The 25,885-nt window shown below is 44.4% G+C and carries 20 protein-coding genes; 8 read left to right on the top strand and 12 right to left on the bottom strand.

Annotated features, from left to right (window positions below; translation table 11 throughout):
- Window positions 1-526 precede the first annotated feature (526 nt).
- The 5 genes from cydC to L1D37_RS03715 form a co-directional block, all read right to left on the bottom strand.
- Entirely contained in the window at window positions 527-2,248 is a 1,722-nt protein-coding gene (gene cydC, locus L1D37_RS03695) for a cysteine/glutathione ABC transporter ATP-binding protein/permease CydC (protein ID WP_239846918.1), read from the bottom strand.
- Entirely contained in the window at window positions 2,241-4,025 is a 1,785-nt protein-coding gene (cydD, locus tag L1D37_RS03700; protein WP_123961911.1) for a cysteine/glutathione ABC transporter permease/ATP-binding protein CydD, read from the bottom strand. Before cydD ends, cydC begins: the two co-directional genes overlap by 8 nt.
- Window positions 4,026-4,186: 161 nt before the next feature.
- Window positions 4,187-5,146, bottom strand: a complete 960-nt coding sequence (gene trxB, locus L1D37_RS03705; RefSeq protein ID WP_004733400.1) for a thioredoxin-disulfide reductase — start codon at window positions 5,144-5,146, stop codon at window positions 4,187-4,189.
- A gap of 508 nt (window positions 5,147-5,654) precedes the next feature.
- On the bottom strand, window positions 5,655-6,038 hold the full coding sequence (locus tag L1D37_RS03710) for a hypothetical protein (protein WP_019821826.1): 384 nt from the start codon (window positions 6,036-6,038) through the stop codon (window positions 5,655-5,657).
- Window positions 6,035-6,934, bottom strand: coding sequence for a hypothetical protein (locus tag L1D37_RS03715; protein WP_239846919.1), 900 nt, complete (start codon window positions 6,932-6,934; stop codon window positions 6,035-6,037). Before L1D37_RS03715 ends, L1D37_RS03710 begins: the two co-directional genes overlap by 4 nt.
- 748 nt (window positions 6,935-7,682) lie before the next feature.
- Here L1D37_RS03715 and L1D37_RS03720 point away from each other — a divergent pair.
- Window positions 7,683-8,339: a 2OG-Fe dioxygenase family protein gene (locus tag L1D37_RS03720; RefSeq protein ID WP_029405418.1), complete on the top strand. Its 657-nt coding sequence runs from the start codon at window positions 7,683-7,685 to the stop codon at window positions 8,337-8,339.
- The gene (locus L1D37_RS03725) at window positions 8,323-9,558 is read left to right on the top strand and encodes a cysteine desulfurase-like protein (protein ID WP_239846920.1); all 1,236 of its coding nucleotides are present in this window, start codon (window positions 8,323-8,325) and stop codon (window positions 9,556-9,558) included. The genes L1D37_RS03720 and L1D37_RS03725 overlap by 17 nt, the downstream gene beginning before the upstream one ends.
- Before the next feature lie 155 nt (window positions 9,559-9,713).
- On the opposite strand, the gene L1D37_RS03730 is transcribed toward L1D37_RS03725, so the two are convergent.
- Window positions 9,714-10,385 (bottom strand): type 1 glutamine amidotransferase domain-containing protein, encoded by a 672-nt coding sequence (locus L1D37_RS03730; RefSeq protein WP_239846921.1) that lies wholly within the window; start codon window positions 10,383-10,385, stop codon window positions 9,714-9,716.
- A gap of 227 nt (window positions 10,386-10,612) precedes the next feature.
- On the opposite strand from L1D37_RS03730, the gene L1D37_RS03735 reads away from it, so the two are divergent.
- Both L1D37_RS03735 and L1D37_RS03740 read left to right on the top strand, forming a co-directional pair.
- Entirely contained in the window at window positions 10,613-11,497 is an 885-nt protein-coding gene (locus tag L1D37_RS03735; protein ID WP_239846922.1) for a LysR family transcriptional regulator, read from the top strand.
- A gap of 325 nt (window positions 11,498-11,822) precedes the next feature.
- The gene (locus tag L1D37_RS03740; protein ID WP_239846923.1) at window positions 11,823-13,115 is read left to right on the top strand and encodes a sensor domain-containing diguanylate cyclase; all 1,293 of its coding nucleotides are present in this window, start codon (window positions 11,823-11,825) and stop codon (window positions 13,113-13,115) included.
- Window positions 13,116-13,240: 125 nt separating this feature from the next.
- On the opposite strand, the gene L1D37_RS03745 is transcribed toward L1D37_RS03740, so the two are convergent.
- Window positions 13,241-14,065, bottom strand: a complete 825-nt coding sequence (locus L1D37_RS03745) for a DUF2797 domain-containing protein (protein ID WP_029235797.1) — start codon at window positions 14,063-14,065, stop codon at window positions 13,241-13,243.
- A 303-nt stretch (window positions 14,066-14,368) separates the two neighbouring features.
- Here L1D37_RS03745 and L1D37_RS03750 point away from each other — a divergent pair, with 303 nt between their 5' ends.
- Window positions 14,369-15,664, top strand: coding sequence for a GGDEF domain-containing protein (locus L1D37_RS03750; protein ID WP_239846924.1), 1,296 nt, complete (start codon window positions 14,369-14,371; stop codon window positions 15,662-15,664).
- A 124-nt stretch (window positions 15,665-15,788) separates the two neighbouring features.
- Window positions 15,789-16,139 (top strand): GlpM family protein, encoded by a 351-nt coding sequence (locus L1D37_RS03755; protein WP_017631289.1) that lies wholly within the window; start codon window positions 15,789-15,791, stop codon window positions 16,137-16,139.
- Between the two features lie 259 nt (window positions 16,140-16,398).
- Here the strand turns inward: L1D37_RS03755 and L1D37_RS03760 are convergent, their stop codons facing one another.
- The 3 genes from L1D37_RS03760 to L1D37_RS03770 form a co-directional block, all read right to left on the bottom strand.
- Window positions 16,399-17,769, bottom strand: coding sequence for a DASS family sodium-coupled anion symporter (locus L1D37_RS03760; RefSeq protein WP_017631290.1), 1,371 nt, complete (start codon window positions 17,767-17,769; stop codon window positions 16,399-16,401).
- Window positions 17,770-17,965: 196 nt separating this feature from the next.
- Window positions 17,966-18,766 carry an ElyC/SanA/YdcF family protein gene (locus L1D37_RS03765; RefSeq protein ID WP_239846925.1) on the bottom strand — a complete coding sequence of 267 codons (801 nt, stop codon included), beginning with the start codon at window positions 18,764-18,766 and terminating at the stop codon, window positions 17,966-17,968.
- 160 nt (window positions 18,767-18,926) lie between these two features.
- A complete protein-coding gene (locus tag L1D37_RS03770; RefSeq protein ID WP_009846476.1) occupies window positions 18,927-20,615 on the bottom strand; it encodes an NAD-dependent malic enzyme in 1,689 nt (562 codons plus the stop codon).
- A gap of 184 nt (window positions 20,616-20,799) precedes the next feature.
- On the opposite strand from L1D37_RS03770, the gene L1D37_RS03775 reads away from it, so the two are divergent.
- Together L1D37_RS03775 and L1D37_RS03780 are read left to right on the top strand one after the other, a co-directional pair.
- Window positions 20,800-23,199 carry a helicase-related protein gene (locus L1D37_RS03775; RefSeq protein ID WP_239846926.1) on the top strand — a complete coding sequence of 800 codons (2,400 nt, stop codon included), beginning with the start codon at window positions 20,800-20,802 and terminating at the stop codon, window positions 23,197-23,199.
- 203 nt (window positions 23,200-23,402) lie between these two features.
- On the top strand, window positions 23,403-23,780 hold the full coding sequence (locus tag L1D37_RS03780) for a transporter (RefSeq protein WP_176680991.1): 378 nt from the start codon (window positions 23,403-23,405) through the stop codon (window positions 23,778-23,780).
- Between the two features lie 140 nt (window positions 23,781-23,920).
- Here the strand turns inward: L1D37_RS03780 and L1D37_RS03785 are convergent, their stop codons facing one another.
- Together L1D37_RS03785 and L1D37_RS03790 are read right to left on the bottom strand one after the other, a co-directional pair.
- Window positions 23,921-25,024, bottom strand: a complete 1,104-nt coding sequence (locus L1D37_RS03785) for a phosphoribosylaminoimidazolesuccinocarboxamide synthase (RefSeq protein ID WP_239846927.1) — start codon at window positions 25,022-25,024, stop codon at window positions 23,921-23,923.
- Between the two features lie 294 nt (window positions 25,025-25,318).
- Window positions 25,319-25,726 carry a SulA-like leucine-rich domain-containing protein gene (locus L1D37_RS03790; protein WP_239846928.1) on the bottom strand — a complete coding sequence of 136 codons (408 nt, stop codon included), beginning with the start codon at window positions 25,724-25,726 and terminating at the stop codon, window positions 25,319-25,321.
- Window positions 25,727-25,885: the final 159 nt, after the last annotated feature.

A 25,885-nucleotide genomic window follows, 5' to 3' on the forward strand; every position in this document is an offset into this window, starting at 1 on the left:
AATCATTTTTTCTATGAAGAAAGACAGTACACGTGTATTTGAAGTTTGTAGCATATCTTTACCGTCGTCACAGTCGAATATTTGGACTCGAATATGTACATTAGTACAACTATTTTACCCATACTCGTATTTACAATCTCTAAAGTAGACTATATATAGTTGTACATAGCGATTAAATGCGATATAAAAATATGGTATTTGACGTCTATTTATTTGGTAGTTAATCCTTATCCAAAGAAGGATTGATTTTTAATGATTAGTTTTATTCTAAATTATAAATAAAGTTAATAACTAAGAATATAGCATATTGTTATGAATAGGTATTAGCGCCCTTCATGTTCTCTATTAATAATGTTCTTTTTCTGTAAATTAGTTTTGGCATTAAGCCCGGTATCAATAACTGATGTGCTTGCAGGTTGTAAGTCACGAGTTTAGGGTGATAAGGGTTAGAGACATAAAAAAGCCCGAGCATGAGCTCGGGCTTTGAATGGTTTTCTTTACAGCTTAAGTAGAACCTATGAAGGCACTAGATTGCCTGACGAAGTTGGAAATAACGTCCTTCTTCGTTCAACAGTGTCTCGTGAGAACCGTTTTCTACAATCTCGCCTTGTTCAATCAGAACGATAGAATCCATCGATTCCAGACCAATCAAACGGTGCGTGATGAAGATAACCGTCTTGCCTTCAAAGTGCTTCTCAAACAGCGCCATGATGCTCTGCTCAGTTTGCTTATCTAAGCCTTCTGTCGGTTCATCAAGAAGCAGGATAGGGGCATCATGAAGGATTGCACGAGCAATACCAATACGGCGCTTCTCACCACCAGACAGTTGACGACCACCGTCACCTAACCAGCTATCAAGTGCAGTATTTTCAAGCAGCTTTTCTAGGCCAACGTCTTTAAGAATGTTAGCTAAGTGATCATCATTAGCGTCTGGTTTTGCAATCAGCAAGTTGTCGCGCAACGTGCCGTTTAAGATGTCGACACGTTGGCTTACCACACTGATCGATTCACGCAATTGTGACTCGTTCCATTGTGTCAGCTCAATGCCCGCAATAGAAATGTAACCCTTTTTCGGATCCCAGTAGCGAGTTAGAAGCTGAATCAGTGTCGATTTACCAGAACCCGTTTGACCCACAATCGCAACTTTATTCGTAGCCGGAATCGTTAGGTCAACAGCGTTCAAAACACTGCGCTCAGAGTCAGGGTAGTTGAACGTTACGTTTGAGAACGTAATATCAAGCGGCTTGTTGATGTCGAGCTTTTCTTCAGCGAACTGAACTTCAGGTTCTGACAGAATCACCTCATTCAAACGACGTGCTGAAGACAGTGTTTGACCTAAATGCTGGAACGCGCCTGCAATAGGCATCAATAGTTCAAAACTTGCCATAGTCGCGAACGCCATTAGCGCGATGAACGGATCTGGTGCATTGCCGCCAACACCATCAGCCGCTAGCCAAAGCATAAGAACAAGCGTCAAACCGTTGAACAGCATGAGCGCTGCTGAAGCCATACCGGTTAGGTTAGCGTTTACAAACTGGTTTGCCATTAGCTTGTGTTGTGTTTCTAGAATCGCATTACGGTAACGCTCTTCCGCACCGAACAGAGTCAGTTCGCTGTAGCCTTCAATCCAATCCAGAGTGGTAACACGAAGGTCTGCTTTGTTTTGTGTCAGCTCACCACCGTTACGCTTACCTAGCTTGTAGAACAAGACAGGCCAAACCAACAGCATGATCAGAAGGATAGAACCCAAGATCAAACCAAGCGAACTATCGAACCACATCAAGAACAGAGTCAGGAAGAAGATGCCTAACACACCAACCGTCACTGGGCTTACTAAGCGTAAGTAAACGTGGTCCATTGCGTCGACATCCGCAACCAAGCGGTTAAGTAGGTCGGCGTCACGAAGGTTTGAAATACGACCTGGGATCAGCGGAGCCAGCTTCTTGAAGAAGAAGATACGCAGATCAGTCAGTAGCTTGAATGTCGCATTGTGGCTCACAACACGTTCACCCCAACGGCCTGCAGTTCGGCTCATTGCCAAGCCACGTACACCGCCACCTGGCAGCATGTAGTTGAAGGTTTCACGCGCAATTGTCAGGCCAGCAACCGCAGAAGCTGAAATGAACCAACCCGATAGTGTTAATAAGCCGATAGAAGCCGACAGAGTAGCAAAAGCCAATAGCATACCTAGCGATAGGCCAAACCAATGCTTTTTATAGAGTTTCAGGTAAGGCAGTAAATCACGCATCTAAATTACCCTTATTATCTTGTTGAGCTAAGTTCGCGTTTAGCATCTCTTCGAATAAACCACCCGCAGTCGAAAGCTGAGAGTAATGACCTTGTTCCACAAGACCACCATCGCGCATAACCAGAATGTTATCGACCGATTGAAGAGGAGCAAGTTGGTGCGTCACAAGCAGGGCAGTGCGACTTTCGATGTTGCTGTTAATGCCTTTCATCACGAGCTGCTCACTGCGAGTGTCTAGGCTGGCAGTCGGTTCATCAAGCAACCAGAATTGACCGTCTTGAATCATTGCACGAGCCAAAGCTAAACGCTGAGATTGACCAACAGATAGGCCACCCGAACGGTCAGAAATCATATAATCCAAGCCATGCTCGTTTACAAACTCGTTAGCAAAAGATTGCTCTAGTGCGTTTTGAACTGTTTGGTCAGTGATATCTTGCTTACCTAGAGTGACGTTGTCACGAATGCTGCCATGAAGCAACAATGGGTTTTGACCAACCCAGCTGATCGTTTTGCGCCAAGATGCCAAGTCTAAGTCACGCAGTTCAACACCATTGATTTTCAAGCTTCCTTCATAAGGCATGAAACCAAGAATTGCATTGATCAAACTTGTTTTACCTGCACCGCTTGGGCCAACTAATGCAGTCGACTGACGAGTATTCAGTGCAAACGAGATAGGGCCAACCAGTTGAACACCTTCGGGGCTCAATACTTTAAGGTCTTGAGCCTCAATATTGATGCCTTGAGCTGGGTCTAGTTGAGTGTCACCTGATTTAACCTTAGTGATGTCGGTTTCTAGGAACTCGACAATACTCTCGGCCGCGCCCACCGCTTGTTGCTTCGCGTGGTAGAACGTACCTAAGTCGCGCAGAGGCTGGTAAAACTCAGGAGCCAAGATAAGGATAAACAAACCAGCGAATAGCGTAATGCCAACGCCGTAGTGGCCGAAGTTAAGCTCGCCGATGTAAGTGAAACCAAAGTAAACCGCTGTCATCGCAATCGAGATAGACGTGAAGAACTCAAGCACAGCAGAAGACAAGAAAGCGATCTTCAATACATCCATAGTGCGCGTTCTGAACACCTCTGATGCACCTTTCAATACTTCTGTTTCAGCGCTAGTACGGTCGAAAAGACGAATCGTTGTCATGGATTGCAAACGGTCGTAAAAGTGACCTGAAAGACGCTGAAGCGCTTTGAAGTTTTTACGGTTTGCATCGGCTGCTTTCATGCCAACTAATGCCATGAACATCGGCACCAGTGGCGCAGTCAGCAAGAAGATAAGGCCAGCCGCCCAGTTTACTGGGAATACCACGACCAAAATAATGAACGGAATCATTACCGACAAAGACATCTGAGGTAAGTAACGAGAGAAGAAGTCTTGCATGTCTTCAACTTGTTCTAGCAACAAGGTTGCCCACGTACCTGCAGGCTTACCTTTAATGTAAGCAGGACCAAGTTCGCGTAACTTATCGAGAATGAGCTGCCTAATGTAAACACGGATCTGTTCACCACAGCGATAACCTGCGATTTCACGACCCCATGTACAGCCCGCACGGCCAACGACCGAAAGTGCCAAGCCAGCAAAATGACCAACCAGTTCAGACTTATCGACATTCTCGATGATCAGCTGGTGAAGAATAGAGGCGAGAAGAGCTGCTTGAGCAATTAAAAACACGCTTGAAAGTACGCCAAGGCTAATCGCAATCATAAGCCAGCGTTTCGCTAACTTACTCTGTTGCTTAAGCCACTTGTTCAAGCTGCGCTGTTTTTTCTTATCCATTATGAAGGCTTAATGATAATTATTATTTGTTGAGGGCGGCTAGTATACAAAAGAAAGCCCAGTGGATATACCACTGGGCTTTAGGGATTTACAACAAAATGTGATGACGCCCTGCATCTACTGAGGCGAGAGCACCGATAATCAAATCTGCAATCTCAGATTTACTTATCGTTAAGGCCATCTAGGAAGCGTTCAGCATCCAGTGCAGCCATACAACCTGTACCAGCAGAAGTGATTGCTTGACGGTAGTTGTGGTCCATTACATCACCCGCAGCGAATACGCCAGGGATGCTTGTTTGTGTCGCGTTACCTTCAAGACCCGACTGAACGATGATGTAGTCATCTTTCATATCAACTTGGCCCTTGAAGATTTCAGTGTTCGGCTGGTGACCGATAGCGATAAACGCGCCCATTACTTCGATATCTTCTGTCTTATCAGACTGAGTATCTTTAATACGAACGCCAGTTACGCCCATGTCGTCGCCTAGAACTTCGTCTAGCGTGCGGTCAGTGTGAAGAACAATGTTGCCGTTCTCTACTTTGTCCATTAAACGCTTAACAAGAATCTTTTCAGCGCGGAACGTGTCACGACGGTGAACTAGGTGAACTTCAGACGCGATGTTAGATAAGTAAAGAGCTTCTTCAACAGCCGTGTTACCACCACCCACAACCGCTACTTTCTGGTTGCGGTAGAAGAAACCATCACATGTAGCACAAGCAGAAACGCCGCGGCCTTTGAATGCTTCTTCAGAATCTAAACCTAGGTACTTAGCTGATGCGCCTGTTGAGATGATCAACGCATCACATGTGTACTCGCCAGAATCGCCTTTAAGACGGAAAGGGCGGTTTGAAAGGTCTACTTCGTTAATGTGGTCAAACAGGATCTCTGTTTCAAAGCGCTCTGCGTGCTCTTTCATGCGATCCATTAGAGCTGGACCCGTTAAACCTTCAGCATCACCCGGCCAGTTTTCCACTTCTGTTGTGGTTGTAAGCTGACCACCTTGCTGCATACCCGTAACAAGTACTGGGTTTAGGTTTGCACGAGCAGCGTAAACTGCAGCTGTATAGCCAGCAGGGCCAGAACCAAGAATCAATAAATTACAGTGCTTTACGTCGCTCATGAGGACTCCGAAATTGAAATTGTTTTTATTTATAATCGCTTAGGATTGTATGGAAAATATGGAGGCAATAAAAGTGTAAACAAGGGCTGAAGTGTAATTAATCGTTATAGTTTAGAACTTAATCGAGACAAACGTTTTCGTGGCTGGAAGATCAGTGAAATCACCAAAAGGCTTTGGGGGTGTTGGTGAGAGGGCTATGACTATGATTTATGTATGAGGTGGGCTTTTTTAGTTAGCTAAATCTTACACTTGCCTATTGTGAAATCGACCTTGATGCAACTTCAATGTTGATCGCTAAGTAAGCTCTTTAGAAATCATTTGAACAATTCTAGTATCGAAAAGTTACTTAACTTATTGCCTTTTGTTTATGGGAGAGTTGATAACTTGATTCAATTAAAATAGAAAGATTACTTGTTTTATTAAATTCGTTTTCCGTTTTGGTCATATCGATAAACAAAGAGCCGAACCTGTTGTGAGTAGATTCGGCTTTTAGTACTTGATGCTTTGTTTAATCTCTAGCTGCTTTTTTCAAAAAATCGCTCGTTTTGTAAGCGATAACTAACCAAAAAGATGACAAAGCAAAAATAACTGGTTGGATGTAACTAAACACACTCTCTGGGTTTATAAGAGAATACGCATAAACCCCCCCACAAAGAATCAAAAGAATAATTGTTAAACCGATAAAAATAAGCAACCCTTGTGAGTTTATGTTTTTGCTTCCATTAGAGTCACATATGATGATTCCTAGTGATTGAGCAATCATCATGAAACTAGCTACAGACCAATCTGTAGATGTCAGAATCTCCATTGGTTTTGATGTAGCTAACTTCGTTACCAATAAAATAACGAAAGGCACAAGTATAAAAATGTAGCTTGCTAGAAACTTTTTCATTCAAATAGATTTGCTTGACTGTCCGAACTAATAAACTTGTCACGTTCGACGCTATGAACGTGGTTAATAATTGCATTAGCGTTTCGAGTGTTTCCAGATGAGCTAACAACCACATCACAAATCAAGTTTACACGAATTAGATCGTTTGCTCTTACTACTGCCATTTTTCCAGATTGGTACTTATTAAGCCATTCATGATCAACTATCTTCACGAAAAATTGTCTTTGAGAAATGATACTTTTTACGTACCAAGAGCCAGTCCCAATATTACAGGGCTTGATTGCGATAATAGTGTCTTTGCCATTAAAGGGCTCTGGTTGGGATTTCTTTAAGTCTGCCATCGAGATATGAGATCTAAATCCAGGGTCAAACTTGTATACTTTATTGCTCGAAGATGACTCGTTTGCAGATACTTCAAAATGCTCTTGATCCATAAGCATTTCTCCACCGGTAGATATATCATTCATCACTTCGGCTAAAGAAATACGGTCAATATAAGGGTCGACTATATTAGCCGCAAATGTGTTATGACTTTTTAAAAAGGCTGATGTTTCTTGTTCAATTTCTTGAGCCTTTTGCTCTAAGTTATCCTCAGTTGCATCATTAAGTAGCAGTTTGGTTAGTTGTAAAGCAATAAAATCTAAAACACCGCCTTTATAACCAACCTTATTAATTAGCTTGATGGAACCACGTTCAACATGATCGAATAAAAAAACTGATTCGGAATCGGGTTCAATTTGCTGCCCAATTAATTCAATGAAGTGGCGGTAACCTTTGGTATAGCAGTGTAGAGCTAGCAGCATATCTTCAGGGTTAGCTCGCAGGTCTCTGTGCTCTAAACGTAATGTTAGGTTATTGGTTTCAGAGCATTTCTTTATTGGCGTAGTGGTGTGCATGTGTTGCTTTATTTTTAGTAATTGAATAGACGCAGCAATAATACGTCTCTTATACGTTACCTATCCAGCAGTAATCCGACTAAATTGGCCACTTTTGACATAAATGGAAAGAAAAAGGTTCAAAAATGACTTTTGTGAGCCTCGGTAAATCGCTGAATTTCATAATCGTCGTTAGAAACATTAAGGTTAGATGTCGTTTCTATCAAGTTGCTCTTCTAAAAGAAATGAGCCATTTGGGGCGGCCGAGTTCCCCCCGAACTCGACCTGTTCCAGACGCGCAAGCAAAGGCGTGTGGATTCTGGCGTACTCATAAATTAACCAATTTCAGTTTGTTGTGTAAATAATCAATAGCTTGGCAATTGATAGGTAGGTCGTATTTCGCTGTGCAAAAGCATAGAAATGAATGATGACGAGTATGATGCCTGAACTCATGCAAGGAGGCTGGCGTATTGAAGCGAAAGGGCTGACACAATATGAAACATCACTTGCTAGTTAATAATATCGTTAAATCTAAATTTGTAGGGATTTATAACTAGCTAGTGGAGTGTGCTAGTTTTAAGAGTTGGTCATCTTTTATTCTGGTGTTATACACTGATTTTGGATTTCAGGTTAGATTTAGTGTCTGAATTATTAAATCTGACGGGATAAATGATTGTTTAATGTTGATTTGGCAAGATCTTCAAGTATCCTTTATGTAAACAAAACGTTAAATATCGAAAGTTAATTAACAATCATTAAGGAGTCGATGATGTTACATGCTCACGAAAATACCCTACATATTACCCACCTCAGTAACCACGCAGTTGAGGAGTTGTCACCGTCATTCTCTAAGCTTCCAAGCACAGAGCATGCGGATGGTCAGTTTCGATTGAGAAGGTACTCGGTGGTTCAATTCAGTAATGGACAAGTCGTAGAGCTAGACAAACATAACTTTGTTCAGTCTGAAGACATTAATCACTTTCAAGGTGACGTTGTTCGCCAATTCGAACCAATTGAAGCACCGATCTTAAGCAGCGAAGGCATGCAAGAGATGTGTGAGCTGTTTATTGAAACCAATGGGCTTGAAGACGGGCAAGAAATCGAAATCCACCAAATCCGTATCGCTGCCATTTTTGAAGAAACGCAGGTTGCACCAGAAGGTGTTCACCAAGATGGGTTCGACCACATCGCTTTAATCGGCGTTAACCGACACAACATTGTGGGCGGCGAAATCATGCTGTACCAAGATTCACATGAAGCGCCATTCTTTAGAAAAGTGCTTGAAGACGGTGAAGTAGCAATGCTGGCCGACAGCAAACTTTGGCACAATGCACAGCCGATTCGTACCATAGACCACGATGAGATGGGCTATATGGATGTGTTTGTTCTAACGGCTAAGGATGCGCGCAATGTCCTTCACTCTTAATGATGTGCGCCAGCAGTTTAGCGCGCTAGGCCAATACCATAACGGTAAGCCGGTGACCTTTTTTGATGGGCCGGGTGGCTCTCAGGTTCCTGAAAATGTTTTAGCATCCATGACGGAATACCTAGGGCACTTTAATTCAAACCTAGGCGGTCATTACTTTTCTAGCCAGAAGACCACAAGTTTAATGCAGCAAGCGAGAGAAGCGGCGCAAGCGCTACTCAATGCGGAGTCTTCTGGCAACGTTGTGTTCGGTGCGAACATGACCTCGCTGACCTTCCAACTTAGCCGTGCAATCAGCCGCGATTGGAAAGAGGGCGATGAAGTTATCGTCACTGCGTTAGACCATTACTCAAATGTATCGAGCTGGCAGCAAGCCGCAGACGACAAAGGCGCGATTGTTCGCCAAGTTCGTGTCGACGAGTCGGACTGCAGCCTAGACATGGCGCACTTTGAGTCTCTGTTAAATGAGAAGACTAAGCTTGTTGCTGTGACGTTTGCTTCGAATACGACTGGCTCGATTGTCGACATGGCGAAAGTTATCGAGCTTGCACATCAGCACGGTGCGCAGGTTTATGTTGATGCTGTGCATTATGCTCCTCATCACTTGATCGATGTTCAACAACTGAATTGTGATTTCTTAGCGTGTTCAGCTTATAAGTTCTTTGGCCCGCATGTGGGTATTGCTTACATTGCACCTCAATGGTTGCATACGTTAAAGCCATACAAGGTAGAGCCTGCCACTAACATTGGACCAGGCCGTTTTGAAACTGGAACACAAAGTTTCGAAGGCCTTGCAGGTGTGATTGCGGCGGTGGATTACTTAGCGCAGTTTGGTGAGCCAACAGATTCACTGCGTTCTCGTTTAGAGCAAAGCTACGCGCTTTATAACAAGCATGAAAGCCAGTTGAGCGAGTACTTCCTAAAACGCTTGGGCGATCTGGAAGGGGTAAAACTCTATGGTAAGACGGAGTTTGATTCGAACCTGAGAACGCCAACGTTCGCCATCACCTTTGATAACCACTCGCCAGAGTTCATCGCTAAGAAGTTAGGTGAGCACAATATCTGTGTGTGGAACGGACATTTCTACGCGCTAGGTTTGGTGAAGCAGTTGGGTATCGAAGAGCAGGGCGTGGTGCGTATTGGTTGTATGCATTACAACTCGATTGAAGAGATCGACTTGCTGTTCAATGTGCTTGAAGGGATCTTGCGAAGCCATTAGCAGAGGTAATTAGCAAGAAGGCACTAGCACTTAATCGAGACAGAATTAGAAAAGAGCATACTTCTCTCATGAATAGTGAGTAGGAAGTATGCTCTTTTTCGTTTCACCGCGCTTATTTAGTTAGCGCCAGTGACCTAATTAAGACAGCGATTCGACTAAGAAAGCTGCTCAACAATGGCGACACCCACTGCGTGTGCGCTAGTCGGGTTTTGGCCTGTAATGACTCGCTCATCAACAATCACAAGCTCTTGCCAAGGTTGAACCTTGTTGAAACGCGCTGCGCTACGAGCAAGCGACTCTTCCAGTAGGAATGGAATGTCGTTGATGGTACCAAAGTCGATCTCTTCTTCACGTGTAAAGCCAGTCACTGATTTAGAGCTTAGTAGCTTCTCACCGTTGCTCAGTACGATAGGAAGTAGAGCTGCAGGACCGTGACATACCGCCGAGACAATACCACCATCTTCATAATGCTTTGCTGCGATGCTAGCGAACTGTTCGTTGGTTGCTAAGTCTGAAAGCAGACCAAAACCACCTGGGTAGAAGATAGCGTCGTAGCTTTCTGCATTAATTTGGCTTACTGGAATCGTGTTGTTAATGCGGTTTTGGAAATCATCATCCGCCAAGATATCAGCGTTAACCACGTCTCCCTCAATATCCGTTCCGTAGAGTGGCGCTTTGCCACCATTGATAGAAGCGATGTCGTATTCGAACCCAGCAGCCATGATCTCTTTCAGAGCGTGGGTAAGTTCTGGAGCGTAAGTACCGTTAGCTTGATCTGTATCGCCAAGTGTTGCGTGGTTCGTTACTGGAATTAGTATTTTTTTCATGATTCGTCCCTTTGAGCTGCTGTTTTTTTATTTAGGTGCTGACGTTTTTCGTTAAGCACTGATGTTGTTCGTTAGGTGCTAACGCTTAGCGCTAGGTATCGTGTTGTTACTTAGCTATCGTCGTCTTGTTGTATCTAATACTAGTTCCAAACCAATTAGGTGATAATATGCTAAACAGGCAAAACATTGTTGCTATATGGCAAAGATAAAATACGAGTAGATTAAGTATGGATAGCTTTGAAGGGATTAATGAATTTGTTGCGGTCGCCGAATGCCACGGCTTTTCAGCAGCCGCTAAACAGCTAGGTTGCAGTACCAGCCATGTGAGTCGGCAGGTTTCAAGGTTGGAAGAGAGAGTGGGAGTGGCTCTGCTTGCCCGTTCAACACGTATGGTAAGCCTGACTGAGTCTGGCCACACTTACTACCAACAGTGCAAAGACTTGGTGATTGGGCTGCAACAAGCGAATGAACAAGTCACATCTCAACAAACTCAGCTTAGCGGTACTTTACGTGTCAGTGCGGCGGGCGCATTTGCTGAGAATCATGTTGCCGCGGCGCTGATGGAATTTGCGAAAGATCATCCTGATCTGACTATTGAAATGAACTTCAACACCAAGATGGTGAACTTCATCGAGGATGGTATCGACTTCGCCATTCGCTACGGTCGATTAGACGATTCAGGGCTGGTGGCAAGAAAACTGGTTGATCGCCCGATGGCAGCGGCAGCAAGCAAAGATTACATTGCTGAGTTTGGTGCGCCAACGAACCCAGACCAACTCAAACTGCACAGCTGTATTATCGCCAACAGTGACCAATGGTTATTCGAGAAAGATGGAAAACCGCTAACTGCAGTCAGAGTTCATGGCCGTTGGAGAAGCAACAATTCAAGCGCGGTACTGAAAGCTTGCGAAGAGGGGCTTGGCATCGTTTATCTTCCTAAAAGCAGCTTCAATGGTGGCCTTAGCAATGGAAAACTCGTCCCTGTGTTAGAAGAGTATTGGGGAGCGGGCACAAGCAGCTGGATTGTTTATCAGAACCGTCGTTTTCTTCCGCAGAGAGCACGGTTAGCTATCGACTTCTTAGTTTCCTATTTCTCTGATTGGAATGAATAGCTCGTAGGTTTAAAGAATAGCTCGTAGATTTAAAAGAATAGTGCGCAGGTTTAAAAGAATAGCGAACAGGATTTGAAGTGGTAGTGAGCGGGTTCTTAGATCAGATTTAACCCAAAAATAGAAAAAGATAATAGTTACATTGGTATAGCTTATCTATTTCTGTTTTTTGACGCGAATAATGGGATTGAGATGCTTGTCTACTTTTACTAACTCGTGTTAGCGATTGAGTTGTAGAGAAGGCCGCAACAGTACGATATACTAGATGGTATATTAATGTCCCTAGCGCGTGATAGATTGTGTGGAAGCGTTGGCAGGATGTGTTGTTATGCTCCAGTTCGTGAAGTATAGCTATAATGCGGAGTTGGCAATGTCTTCAATAAATTTCGAATCCACGTACGGTGTAATAACTATTCAAGATATGAATGTGGTTAGTGTTGACGCTAATTATGCTCGCATCTATGGATACCAATCACCCGAAGAACTACTTTCCAATATAGATAGCTTTCTGGACCTCATTCCAGCAGAGTTTCATGTTCTTGCTTACCAAAACTACCTTGAAACCGTCAGCGGTCAACGCGACCCGAAAGGGCATACCTATACCAATGTTGATTGCAATGGTAGAGAGTTCACTGTGTTCTCTATCGACCATGTGACTGAATGGCAAGGTAGGCCAGCACTGCAAGTGACGGTTATCGATCTTTCTCCTGCGATTCAGTTACAAAACGTGGTGCGCGAGCAAGATAAAATGTACCACGATATGATCATGCAATCCGGTCAAGGCATTTTAGTTCATCGAGATTTTAAGCCGTTAATGGTCAATCAATCTTGGGTGAAACTTCAGGGCGGAGAGTCGATTGAGCAAGCCTTGAAGCTAGACTCTATCCTCGACTTGGTGCCGAAGCAAAATGTCGAAAGCATCTATCAACGCTATCAATCGGTGATTTCGGGTAAGCCTTCAGGCATGAGCAATGTGGTCGAGAATATTGGTTTAGATGGTGTTCATCGCTTCTTCAATATCTACGATAATGCGATCACTTGGAAAGGCCAGCCTGCGGTTCAGGTTGTGCTCGAAGACGTGACTCAGAAGGTGATGCTAGAAAGGCAACTGGTTCACCAAGCGAATTACGATGAAATGACTGATTTGCTTAACCGTAGGGCGATTTATGAGTGGCTGAGAGGACACCTTATTTCTGAGACTCATCTCGTGTGCATGCTGCTTGATATCGATGATTTCAAATCGATCAATGATACCTACGGGCACATGGTCGGGGATGAGGTAATTTGCGCATTGGCTGATATTACCAAGCGTAATGTTGAGGCTGTGGGCGGTGTCGCGGGTCGATGGGGCGGTGAAGAGTTCATCGTGTTTATCCCAAATGCCTCTCCTCAGGTTTCGCGTCAAGTGTCTGACCAGATCCGAGAGCAGTTTAATCAAACCGAATTTAAGATTGATGAGCACGTTCGCTTTAATGTGAGTGTGAGTATCGGTGTGAGTGATAGCCGAGCTTGTGAAGGAACGGTTTCTATCGATGCACTTGTGAATGTGACTGACCAATCCCTTTATCGTGCGAAAGCGGCTGGCAAGAATCGCGTGTGTGGCGATGTGGTCGCGCTTTAGATCTTGATAATAAGTAACACAGGTTTTTAATTAAAAATGCCCTGAAGTAATGAGCTTCAGGGCATTTTTCGTTTTGGCTATCAGCGACAGATCGCTAACAATTAGAAGCGCTCAAGTTCTACAAATTATGCAGAAACCTCAACTTCGTAAGAGCCAAATTTACGGATGTTAATTACGCCCGTATCTAAGATTAGGTATTGGCCTTTAATGCCTTGCAGCACACCAGATACCTCAGGGTTCTTATCGAAGTTGTGCGACACAATCTTCACTGGGTGCTGTTCAACTGGGTAGCTCAATGAAGTGATGTTCTCACTCAGAATTTCGATAGCATCGTCACCAAACTTTGCTCTGATCTCTTGGATTTTATCCTCAACCAATGGCAACAGTTCTTTTGCTTTTTCGACCAACTCCATATCGTCGCCATCGCCTTTTAACAGCGTGCGCCAGTTGGTTTTGTCGGCGATGTGTTTTGCCAATTCAACTTCAATCAGGCCAGAAATCTGACGAGTTTTTACCTTCAAGATAGGTAGGCCTTGAGTCGCACCTTGATCAATCCAACGTGTTGGGATTTGAGTGTGACGCGTGATACCAACCTTAAGGCTAGACGTGTTCGATAGGTAAACGAAGTGATCAACCATGCAGTTCTCTTCACCCCATTGAGGCTCGCGACACGTTCCCTCATCGTAGTGACAAGTCTCTGGCTTCATGATGCACATGTCGCAGCTTGCTAGCTTTTTCATGCACACAAAACAGTGGCCTTGAGAGTAGCTCTTTTTGGTTTTCTTACCGCATGAGCAGCAAAAAATGTTGCCAGTGTGAGTGAGGTTGATGGTTTTACCAATCAGAGGGTTTAGCTCTACAAACTCTTCGCCTACAGGCAAACGGTAGGTAACCGCGCCATCAAGGGAAGCACTCATCTTTTTGAGTGTTCCTTTTGCTAATAAAGACATGACATTACTCGTTGTATTTTGATTATTATTTCGTCGACTCGATTGCGCTGTGAGCAGGCAGTACGGTTAACGATGATTATGCGATGAGTATAACAAATAGAACCTGTTTTTATACGCAATATTACTTGATTCTGGCCGTGAATAATCAACAGCAAATACATGCATAAAAATATAGTATGACATTTTGTTCGGGCGTGATATAACGTTTTTTAGTGATTTATTGGTATTAAGATCACTAATTTATCTGACTTGTTTTTTATCGTGAAATCCCAACTATAGGGACCTTAAGCCGGAAGCTTAGACGTGAAGTGGATCCATAAGATTGTTATCTTTCTCGTTATCGCAACGCTTGCCATTGTGCAGTATTACCGTGTGAGCGGAAATCGTGTGATAACAGCAATAACCCCTGATAAATATGAATTTATCGCGACCAGCGATCGAGTTGATAGGGGCGTCAGTACATCCCAATTATCCTACGAAAATGGGCAGTATATTCTCGACTGTGAACTTAAAGAGTCGGAATATCCTTGGCCTTATTGCGGCCTGTCGATTCGTATCAACCCAGACATTACCAAAGGCCTCGATCTCTCTCAATATCACACCTTTAGAGTAAATATTGATTACCATGCGGAAGCGGACTCTAGTGGCCGTTTGAGAACTTACTTACGCAACTACAATCCTGCTTATTCTGTTCCTGATGACGAGTACACACACAAGTACAACGGGATGGAGTTTTCTCCAGGAATCGATGGTGGTGTGATTGAGATTCCGATCAAAAACCTGCAAGTGATGACATGGTGGTTAGCCGATAATGATGTGGCGTTAGAGCACTCAGCGCCTGAATATTCGAACGTGAATATGGTCGAATTTGCTACCGCATCTGGAGCGAAGCTAGGCCATCATCGAATTGTTATTCGCAGCATTGAGTTTGAAGGCTCGTATATCTCTGCGGAAAGCTTGTTCTTGATCTTGCTATTTATCTGGGTCGGCACGGGCACTGTGTTCTTACTTTCAGAATTACATCGCTCAAGAAAGCGCATGGTGATTGCAGAGAAGAGACACAACCACTTAAAGAACGTGAACCGAGCATTGAGAGAACAGAACTTTGAGTTCTCTGAGAAAGCGCATCGTGATGAGTTAACGGGGATCCTCAATCGACACGCAGTTCGTGATTGGTTGAAGATGCAGTCGCAGCACGTAAAGCAAGGCCACGGTAAGCTCAGTATGCTTTATCTCGATATTGACTACTTCAAGAGTGTGAACGACAAATACGGACACCAAATGGGTGACCATATTCTGCGTGAATTCAGCATGGTCGTGGGCAGCTCTATCGGTGCGACCGACAAACTGGTGCGTTGGGGCGGTGAAGAATTTATCGTTTTTTGCCCAGAGACCGAAGCCGGAGAGGCGCAGATCAAAGCCGAACGCATTCGACTACTGGTTAGCCAGCACCTTTGGGTTCATGGCGACCCACTCACTTGCAGTATTGGGATCGCCGAGATGAAACAAGAGAGGGTAACAGAGACGATAGCTCGCGCCGATGAAGCACTCTATCAAGCCAAACACTCAGGGCGTAATCAGGTGATCTTGAGTCACTAATCTGCAAATTGTTTTGATTACTTAATAAGCCACACGTGCATATGTGACGTGTGGCGTTTTTATGGGCGCTATATGAGTTTACCCTCTAGAGCCTTTTGTTGGTTTGTTTGGATAACGTATTGAAATGATTTCCTTGTTCTTTAAATGTTTGCTTGGTGCCGCGGCTGTTTTATTGATTGCGCTGTTGTCAAAAAGTAAGAGCTTTTATATCTCTGGCCTTGTGCCTCTGTTTCCTACTTTTGCTTTGATTGCCCACTACATTGTCGGCACGGAACAAACCATGGTGGAATTGCGTACCACAGCACTGTTTGGCTTGTTTTCGCTTGTGCCTTACGCGGCTTATCTTGGGGCGGTGTATGTATTTAGTTATCGCTACAACTTGGTGTCGACGCTGTCATTGGCAACAGTAGTGTGGGTTCTGTGTGCCTCTATGTTGCTGTTGGGTTGGACGCGCCTAGTCCCAAGCGCGATTTAATTCCGAGTGCAATCTAGTACCCAGTGCGACTTAGTCATTGGTGAGCTGGTTAGTTAGAATATTGGAAGGCTAGAGATTAGAAACAAAAAAGGTGGCGAAGAGCCACCAAAAGGGAAAAGCGTTTTATTGTTTTTTTGGATGCCCGCTCAGTGATAACTTCAAGTAAATGATAGCTTCACACTGAGCGGGCATTTTTGTACTGGTTGAGCCGGGGGAACTGCAACCAGTTCAGGGGAGCACGACCTATAAGGCGTTATCCTTACCAGAAAATCCAAGCGAACAGTGTCAGTACTAGGATACAAACTAGGTTAAGTACCATACCGATTCGCATCATCTCTTTCTGCTTGATATGACCAGAGGCAAACACAATTGCGTTTGGTGGTGTTGCAACAGGAAGCATGAAGGCACAAGACGCAGCAACAGCGATCAGTGCAGACAAGATAACTGGCGACATACCAAGTGCTTCAGCGATGGTTGCGAATACCGGCACCAGAAGCGCTGCACTGGCTGTGTTACTTGCGAATTCAGTTAGGAACACTACGAATGCAACTACCGCTAGAATCGTTAGTAGAACGCCTGCTGTTTCTAAGAAGCCACTCAGTGAGTGTGCTAGGAAAACGCTGGTGCCTGTTGCTTTAAGAATGTTACTTAGACAGATACCGCCACCGAACAGGATTAATACACCCCAGTCCGTCGTCTTCTCAACATCTTTCCACTCAACTGCTCTAGAAGCGCCTAGCAGTACAATTGCACCAATCGCTACCAAGCTGTCGAATTTAGAGAAGCCGCCGATCATTGCATTAATTGGCTTACCAAATATCCAAAGCGTAACCGTTAACAAGAAGATAGATAGCGTGATTTTTTTGCTGTTCGTCCACTCAACAGGTGCGTGGTCTAGCTCGAATTTGTGGTCAAGCTTAGGCTTTGTCATCACATAAAGGATGAACATCGCAATTGGCATCAAGATTAGTGAGATTGGAAGACCTAGCGCCATCCACTCAGTAAAGCTCAAACCCACTTCAGCGGCTGCGATTGCGTTCGGTGGGCTACCCACCAAGGTCGCGATCCCACCAATCGAAGCACAGTAAGCGATACCCAGCAGCACGAACACGTAAGTGTTGCGGTCTTCACTTTGGTCAACTTTGTTCATGATGCCAAGAACAAGGGGAAGCATCATTGCTGTGGTTGCTGTGTTCGAAATCCACATCGACAAACCAGCACTCACACCGAATAGCATGAACACCGCCACTGACATTCTGCCTTTTGCAATCAGCAGTACTTTGTCGGCAATCGCCTTATCGAGCTCTTGCTTGTTGAGCGCAGCTGCAAGGGCAAAACCACCCATAAATAGGAAGATGATTGGGTTCGAGAAGTTCGCCAATGCAGCCGATGTGTTGAACACACCAAACAACACGGCTAAGAGTGGAACGAGTAGAGCAGTGATGCTGACGTGAATTGCTTCGGTTAACCATAAAACGGCGACAAACACGAGAATACTCAGACCAGTATTGACTTGTGTTTCGAAAGGGAGGGTATTGATTAACAGAGCAAATAACATGAAATTACCAATTAATATCATGCTGTTGCGGGTGAACAACCAGTGTTTCAGTGTAGTAACAAGTGCCGTCATAAGACGCTCCTTTTGTTATCCTCGTTTTATTGGTGCACGGCTTCATTGAGCTGTGCTTATTATTTTCGAGGTATATAGCTTGATGTAGGGTCAGACTTTGTTGGGAGAATGTTACTTAAGTTAATAAAGGCGTGTTGGTGTGTTTTTGTGTAACAGTGGGGAAATGTGAGGCGACAAATTCAAAATGTGTAGTTTTCTACACATCCGTCTCTGCTGGGTCTGAAATAGGGCTTGTTGTAGGATCTACAACAGGGTTTACAGAGGGGTCAGTCATAGGGTTTGGAATCGGAAATGATTCCGGTTTTGGACTCGGTTGAATCGGCTCTTTAGGTCCAAGGAACTTTGGCGTTGTCCCCATAATATACAAGTCTAAGAACGCCTTCGTACGCGCAAAAACTTCACGTAAACGGATAGACGTACCCGAATGGTGAGTAGGGCCTGAAACCGCTAAACATTGTGCATGAATATCGTAAGAATTAGCGATAAACAGTGCTCTTTCACAGTGGAATTTCTGAGTGATGATCAGGAAGTTGTCAGTGTCGAAGATCTTTTTAGCGCGAACAATCGAATCTAAGGTTCTAAATCCTGCATAATCGAGATTAATGCGTTCGTCAGGAACACCGGCTTTCAGCAAGTCGCGTTTCATCGTCCACGGCTCATTGTAAGAGCGGTGAGCGTTATCACCACTTAACAGAAACTGGTCGACTTTTTCACGGTCGAAGAGCTCAATCGCGGCTTCAATTCGATACTTATAATAGTCGTTGAGTGTTCTACCTAAATATTTGCTGGTACCAAGTACCACTGCAACTTCAAGCTCAGGCACTTCATCAACATCATAAATGATGCGGTCTTCTGCTTGCCATGAAACCCAATAATCGATCGCAATAACCGAAGCGCTGCCTACTAAGAACACGAGGAAAGCGCCAAACAGAAAACCTTGCAGTTTTTTGTAAGCTTTTGATAGGTAGCTACGGTAAATGTGAGAATCGAATTTCACTCTCGGCATGGTCCTTGACTGAGCATTAATTTTTGAGTGCTCGATAATACCAAATAAAAATGAGAAAAATCAGTTAAAAAGACAAGACAGTGTAAAGAAAAAAGCCCCTGCGATTGCAGAGGCTCTTGTAAGAGTGGTATTTGAGAACAAGTACGCTCTATTAGAATGCAGTACGCTTATAGCGACGGTAAACCGGCTGCCAGAAGTGCTGGTCAATCGCTTGTTGTAGTGCTTCTTCAGTGATCTCTAGTGCAACACCTTGTTCAATCGCTTTCTTACCAACAGCAAAAGCGATCTTCTTAGATACTGTGTGGATCTCTTCCAATGGTGGGAGTAGAGCGCCTGAACCGTTGATTGCTAGCGGAGAACACGTTGCAAGCGCACGGCTTGATTCCATTAGCATTTCGTCAGTGATGCGTGAAGCGTTCACAGCCAATACACCAAGGCCAATACCTGGGAAGATGTAGCTGTTGTTACACTGAGCGATTGGGTAAGTCGTGCCGTTGTGAACCACTGGCTCAAATGGGCTACCTGTTGCAACAAGTGCTTGGCCATCAGTCCAACGAATGATGTCGTTTGGCGTTGCTTCAACACGGCTAGTTGGGTTCGACAGTGGGAACACGATAGGGCGTTCACAGTGAAGGTTCATCTCTTTGATGACTTCTTTGCTGAACAGACCCGGCGCACCAGATACACCAACCAATACTGTTGGTTTAGCGTGACGAACAACGTCTAGTAGTGAGAAGCCAGTACCATCGCTTTCCCAGTCTTTAGTATTTGCGTTGGTTTGAACTAGGCGCTGTTGGAAATCAAGCAGGTTCTGCATGCCTTCCTGTAGTAGACCCCAACGGTCAACCATGTAAACTTGAGAGCGTGCTTGTGCATCGCTGATACCTTCAGACACCATTTGAGCAATGATAGCTTCAGCAATACCACAACCCGCAGAACCCGCACCTAAGAAGGTGATACGTTGGTCTGAAAGTTTGCTGTTTGCTGCTTTACATGCTGCAAGTAGAGAACCTACCGTTACTGCTGCTGTACCTTGGATATCATCGTTGAAACAACAGATGCGATCTTTGTAGCGCTCAAGCAGTGGCATTGCGTTCTTTTGTGCGAAATCTTCGAACTGAACTAATGCATCAGGCCAACGGCGTTGAACCGCTTGGATGAACTCTTCAACGAAAGCATCGTAGTCAGCACCTGTGATACGAGGGTGACGCCAGCCCATGTACATTGGGTCAGCAAGACGTTGAGGGTTGTTCGTACCTACATCAAGTACGATTGGTAGCATGTAAGCTGGGCTGATGCCGCCACACGCTGTGTAAAGTGCTAGTTTACCGATTGGAATACCCATGCCACCGATACCTTGGTCTCCCAAACCAAGAATGCGCTCACCATCCGTAACCACGATAACTTTAACATTGTGGTTTGTCGCATTATTCAGTAGATCATCGATACGATCGCGGTTCGGGTAAGAGATAAACAGACCACGACCACGACGGTAAATATTTGAGAAGTTCTCACATGCTGCGCCAACCGTTGGCGTGTAAATGATAGGCATCATTTCAGAAATGTGGTTTTGAACTAAACGATAAAAAAGCGTTTCATTAGTGTCTTGGATGTTACGAAGGTAGATATGCTTATCCATATCACTTTCGAAGTTACAATATTGTTTGTATGCACGTCCTACTTGCTCTTGGATTGTTTCGGTTGTTTCCGGTAACAAACCTTCAAGGTTGAAAGAACTGCGCTCTTCAGCAGAGAATGCGCTGCCTTTGTTTAAAAGAGGGGTACTAAGTAGAGCAGGACCAGCATAAGGGATATATAGAGGGCGTTTATCGTTGTTCATTGGATGCCTAATATGGGAGAAAGGGTAACTGAAAAATGATAACGGTTTAGTTATTCAATTGTAAATAGTTTCCCTCCGATCTTAGCAAACAAAATGATATTCTTACCCATGTCCCACACTTATCGAATTTGAACGCCATAATTCGTTATACTTTGCTCACACTTTTTCGCGACGCTTCCTTTTTATGTCTCTACTTCCAATCGATTCTTATCAAAATGTTTTCCATGAACAGATCGCCCATTCTCATCTTGTTGTCGAAGCAGAAACCGGATCGGGTAAATCAACGCGCTTACCAATTTGGGCATCTCAACATGGACGCGTTTTGGTGGTGGAGCCGAGAAGAATTGCGTGTACGTCACTTGCGAAATATCTAGCGCAACAATCAGGTGAAAAGCTAGGTTCAAAGGTTGGTTATGCGATCAAGCTCGAGTCGGAATACAACGAGCAAACAGACGTTGTGTTTGTGACGCCCGGTATTGCGCTGCGTTGGCTATCTGAAGATGGGCTCGCTGGCTTCGATGTGATTGTGGTGGATGAATTCCACGAGAGACGCTGGGACATCGACTTGCTGGTGGCGATCCTAAAGAAAAAAGCGAGCCATCGTTTAGTCATCACATCGGCAACCATTGAAGGTGAGCGCCTTGCTGATTATTTGGATGCGAATCGAATCAATTGTGAAGGGCGAACTTATCAGGTTGAGATCGAACATCGAGCAAACGAGTCCAGAACTCTGCCGGATAATCGACATCTAGAGCAGCGCATCGCTGAAGAAATGAAGCATCAACTGATTACCTCACATGGCGATATCTTGGTTTTTCTACCGGGTAAGAAAGAGATCGTGCAATGTGAACAAGCCTTAACAAAGAACCCAGATATCCAAGTCGTTAAATTGCATGCGTCGGTCAGTGATAAAGAGCGAGATCTCGCATTGTCTGGTCGCAATACTGGCAATAGCGATGATGGCAATAGCAATGATGGTAGCGGTTTACGAAAGGTCATTCTCGCGACCAACGTGGCAGAAACCTCATTAACCATTCCTGATATTGGTGTGGTGATCGACTCAGGACTGGAAAGACGCACCGTTCAACGCAACGGCAGAACCACCTTGATGTTGAAATCTATATCACGCGCTAGCGCCAAACAACGCGCAGGTCGTGCAGGTAGGGTAATGGATGGTGTCTGTGTTCGTTTGTATGGCGAACATGCGGCGTTGGAGTTGGTTACGCCTCCTGAACTACAGCGTGAAGAACTAACCGAACCTATGTTGGCGGCGGCATGTTGTGGTACAACTCTTGAGAATTTGTCTTTCCTCGATCCTATGCCTGAGAAGTCGCTAAACAGCGCGACTCAAACCTTGCTGATGATGGAAGCGATTAACGTCGACCATCAGATTACGGATCACGGCAAGAAGCTGTATCCGCTGCCGATTGATGCTTTGTATGCCGATATTGTAACTCGCATCAAAACCAAAGCACTCAAAGAAGCGATGGTCGATCTCACGGCGGCGCTGTCTGTTCCTGCTCGCCTGTATCAGTTATCTAGCAATGCGGAACACTTGGAAGCGCTCGCTCAACAAGAGAAAGAAGGGTGTGATTTATCCCTGTTAATTCAGATTGTCCGCGGTCGTGATTATCCGCACTTAGAAATCGACCAGCAGGCATTGAATGAAGCCCAAGGTTTGGCGAAGCAAATGCGAGAGGTATTTGAGCTTCCTCAGTTAGAGGTTGCCTCTCGCTACCAACGTACCTCTCTACTTGAAACCATTATTCAGCTGCACCCTGAACTGGTGTTTGTGCGCCGATTGAAACGAAAAGAAGCGTTTGCCAACGGGGTGTTAGAAGTCGTACTCGGCCGTCAGAATCGTTTCCCTGACAATGCGCAAGCGATGTTGGTATTGGACACTCACAGCTTACCGGGGCGTGGCGTGAAGCAAACACTCACATTAGCGACGACCACTGTGCCTGTTCCGATAGAACTTCTTGTTGAAGCAGAATTGGGTGAATGGCAGCAAGGTGACACCGTGGTCAATGATGAGGGCGTGTTTACCGAAATGGCATTGATGTACTCTGGCCGCACGATTACGACTAAGCTAGTCGCGGCAGAAGGTAAGTTGTCATTGAAGCCTATCGTTGATCTGGTGGTAAGTGGTGCTCAACTTCCTGGTTTTGCAGAGGCTCGTACTCAAGAGATTAAGCATTGGCAGCTTTACGTGAAACTAGGGCTAGATGAGGAAACTCAATTTACACCAGAGATCGAGCAACTGAGCTTTGAACTATGGTTTATAGAGCAACTGGAAGTGTTAGGCGTGACGGATGTCAGTGAGCTGGAAATGTTCGAACATGACGATATTCCCTTTGATGGTATACCTACTTGGCTGTATAACGAGTTCTCGGAAAAATACCCGTTTTCATTGTGCCTTGCCGACTTGCAACTTGAGGTGGAATACCTGACTGGAAGGAAGTTGATTTACGTTCATTATCAATCGGGTAGTCGGAAGTTATCACCAAAACGTTGGGAGCTACCTACCTGGTCTGGATGGCGTATTCAGTACAAAAAAGCGAGTCGAATAATTGATATAAAATAGATGGATAAGTTTTATCTCTAAAATATTAATCAAATAGGCGCATATATTATTTTTCAGTGCTTATTATGTTACGGATTTGATTTTTATATGCCTTTTTAACCAATCAAAAGGTCATAAAAGACTATTCTTCTATATCCTATTGCTATAAAGAAAAAGTTGATAGATATTGAGTATATTGTGTTGCCAAAGTGTCGGGGGACATCATGGATAAACAGAAAGAGACGCGTGTAGAGTTTGATTACACAACATTTCTTGGCGCCTCATGCAGTAAAAAATGGACTTTTCTGGAAGCACTCACCACAATTGCGCCAGTGTTCAGTACCGTTTGGCGAGATAGCATTAAAGAGCTGGGCACCCCAGAGGATCGCTTATGGCAGATGGCATTGAAATCAATGTCGACACGTAAAAGCGATGAATCAAACATTGTGACTTTGCTGAAGCTTGCCAAGCTAGAAGGCATCAATGAACTCAAGGTGGTTATGCCATATTCTCTTGAAGAAGAGCAGATCGAGTACATCGAATCGCGCAGTCATTTAGTGATTGCAGGTAATACTGGAGAAGAGTTTACTATCAAGCTGTAATTTCTCAGTATTGCTTAGAGCTTAGAGCTTAGAGCTTAGAGTTTTTAAAATACGGCCAAAAGCTTATCAAAAACGTACATGTAGAAAGGGCCTCAATATTGAGGCCCTTTTTGTATTTGAGTGTTGCTACAGATTTGGTCTTAATCGATCAGCCCGTAGTCTGCACGTAATACGTCTATGATCTCTTGCTTCGGATTGTCGCTCAATACAATCTCAGCACCTGTGATTTTCGCTGCGATATCAAGGTAAGTGCGAGAAAGCGACATTAATGCGTCCAAAGGCAGTTCATTATCACGCGCTAATGCTTCGCGTTCTGGCATACGTTCTTTGTTCAACAGAATGTCCGCATCAGGGAAGTAGTTCAGCAAGAACTGACGGAAACCTTCTTTCGAGTTTTCAACGATGTTGCCCTTGTTGTATTCCTGAGTATCCCAAATACGAGATGAATCTGGAGTACCGACTTCGTCCATGTAGATAAGCTTCTCTTTACCTTGAGCATCGTTCACGTAACCGAACTCGAACTTAGTGTCGACAAAGGTTTGGTCTACTTTCGCCAGTGCTTGGCTGATCACGTTGAAGCCTTCTTTTAGCAGCTTCTCGTAATGCGCGATGTCACTTGCTTGAGTAAAGTTGAACGCTGCAAAGTTATCTTCGATGTTATTTCGTGTGATGTTCACATCGTCAGCTTCTGGTACACCAGGAATACCTTTCAGAATCCCTTTAGTAGAAGGCGTGATAAGTAGCTCAGGCAGCTTCTTGTCTTTCTCTAGGCCTTCAGGCATCTCGATACCACAGAATTCACGTTCGCCGTTCGCGTACGCACGCCACATAGAACCTGTGATGTATTGACGACAAATCGCTTCAATCATTACTGGGCGAGCTTTTTGTACAATCCATACGAATGGGTGAGGGATATCAAGGATATGACTGTCAGCGAGGCCGTTGTCTTTAAACAATTTGAACCAGTGGTTAGAGATAGCATTCAGAGCCGCTCCCTTACCTGGAACACCTTTTAGATTACCTTCACCGCGCCAGATACAATCAAACGCAGAGATACGGTCACTGATCACCATGATAGCTAAAGGCGCATCGGGTGCTACGTCGTAGCCTTTCTCTTTAATTAGTCGTTGGCTATCTTCTTCAGTTAACCAGTAGACTGAGCGAACCTTGCCACTGTGGACAGGTTTATCAGTACGGATTGGTAGGTCATCATTTACGGCAAGAACTTGATCAGCAAGGCTCATTTAGACATTCCTATCTTTTATCAAACGTCATACAGAGAAGTGCGGTGTGCACATGATTAGACGGGCATTATACCCAATCTACTGTTTGCTTCCAGAGAAAAAGCAAACGATTGCTAAATCTATTAATCAAATAAAAACCCCTGCCTAACTATCCGCTTAAAAATTGGCGAATTGTAGGGCAGGGGAAGGCAGTATGTTTGGACTGTGTTTTGGAGCTATGCTGTCAAGTTAACTTAAGTTTGTTAGCTAAAAGATTAAGCTATGTTTGTGAGCTAAATTGTTAAGCAAGGTAGATCAGTGAATACGCTCTGAATTTGCATCCATAAAGAAGACTTCACATTGAAAGCGCATTCCTAATGTTCTTAGGTATTGTTGGCTGAATTGATCAATCGATGCACTTGCAACAATCGCACTCGCATTTTTCGAGCGGATGGCTTTCTCGACCGTTTCAACTTCCGTCATCTGATGAGAGGCTTTCATGTGAATAACGCGGTCGCAGCACACGTTGTATTGCTTAAGCTGCTTAGCTGATGGCCTTGGTGTTTGCGCTGTAAACAGCAACCACTGATGTTGATTGGACAGCAACGCCATTCTTGCGAACAACGCTTCCTCGTTTGAATTTTTGCTTTTACGAGAAACTGATGTAAATGCGCAGTGAACTAGCGGGCTAGAGTGTTGGGCTTTAACGTGTGCTTGAATCATTTTGCTGTCCTTATATACATGCTGTATGTGTATACAGTAGTTTTTGTTGCTTATAAGATCAAGCGTTTTTTGTGGGATTATTGGACGATTTTGCACAGGTAAGTGGGTGACTTAATCTTAAGTTGTTGAAATTTAAGTCTAAATTAAATTCGAATGAAT

It is taken from the genome of Vibrio sp. Isolate33 (assembly GCF_022397895.1).
In the GTDB taxonomy this organism is placed as follows: Bacteria; Pseudomonadota; Gammaproteobacteria; order Enterobacterales; family Vibrionaceae; genus Vibrio; species Vibrio pomeroyi.

Bases quoted from the DNA above. Each gene is read 5' to 3' on its own strand.
- L1D37_RS03790 (WP_239846928.1), bottom strand. From the start codon at position 25,726: ATGATTCAAGCACACGTTAAAGCCCAACACTCTAGCCCGCTAGTTCAC.
- L1D37_RS03755 (WP_017631289.1), top strand. From the start codon at position 15,789: ATGATTTCCTTGTTCTTTAAATGTTTGCTTGGTGCCGCGGCTGTTTTA.
- L1D37_RS03725 (WP_239846920.1), top strand. From the start codon at position 8,323: ATGTCCTTCACTCTTAATGATGTGCGCCAGCAGTTTAGCGCGCTAGGC.
- L1D37_RS03710 (WP_019821826.1), bottom strand. From the start codon at position 6,038: ATGAAAAAGTTTCTAGCAAGCTACATTTTTATACTTGTGCCTTTCGTT.
- L1D37_RS03740 (WP_239846923.1), top strand. From the start codon at position 11,823: ATGCTCCAGTTCGTGAAGTATAGCTATAATGCGGAGTTGGCAATGTCT.
- L1D37_RS03730 (WP_239846921.1), bottom strand. From the start codon at position 10,385: ATGAAAAAAATACTAATTCCAGTAACGAACCACGCAACACTTGGCGAT.
- L1D37_RS03775 (WP_239846926.1), top strand. From the start codon at position 20,800: ATGTCTCTACTTCCAATCGATTCTTATCAAAATGTTTTCCATGAACAG.
- trxB (WP_004733400.1), bottom strand. From the start codon at position 5,146: ATGAGCGACGTAAAGCACTGTAATTTATTGATTCTTGGTTCTGGCCCT.
- L1D37_RS03785 (WP_239846927.1), bottom strand. From the start codon at position 25,024: ATGAGCCTTGCTGATCAAGTTCTTGCCGTAAATGATGACCTACCAATC.
- L1D37_RS03735 (WP_239846922.1), top strand. From the start codon at position 10,613: ATGGATAGCTTTGAAGGGATTAATGAATTTGTTGCGGTCGCCGAATGC.
- L1D37_RS03770 (WP_009846476.1), bottom strand. From the start codon at position 20,615: ATGAACAACGATAAACGCCCTCTATATATCCCTTATGCTGGTCCTGCT.
- cydD (WP_123961911.1), bottom strand. From the start codon at position 4,025: ATGGATAAGAAAAAACAGCGCAGCTTGAACAAGTGGCTTAAGCAACAG.
- L1D37_RS03745 (WP_029235797.1), bottom strand. From the start codon at position 14,065: ATGTCTTTATTAGCAAAAGGAACACTCAAAAAGATGAGTGCTTCCCTT.
- cydC (WP_239846918.1), bottom strand. From the start codon at position 2,248: ATGCGTGATTTACTGCCTTACCTGAAACTCTATAAAAAGCATTGGTTT.
- L1D37_RS03780 (WP_176680991.1), top strand. From the start codon at position 23,403: ATGGATAAACAGAAAGAGACGCGTGTAGAGTTTGATTACACAACATTT.
- L1D37_RS03720 (WP_029405418.1), top strand. From the start codon at position 7,683: ATGTTACATGCTCACGAAAATACCCTACATATTACCCACCTCAGTAAC.
- L1D37_RS03760 (WP_017631290.1), bottom strand. From the start codon at position 17,769: ATGACGGCACTTGTTACTACACTGAAACACTGGTTGTTCACCCGCAAC.
- L1D37_RS03715 (WP_239846919.1), bottom strand. From the start codon at position 6,934: ATGCACACCACTACGCCAATAAAGAAATGCTCTGAAACCAATAACCTA.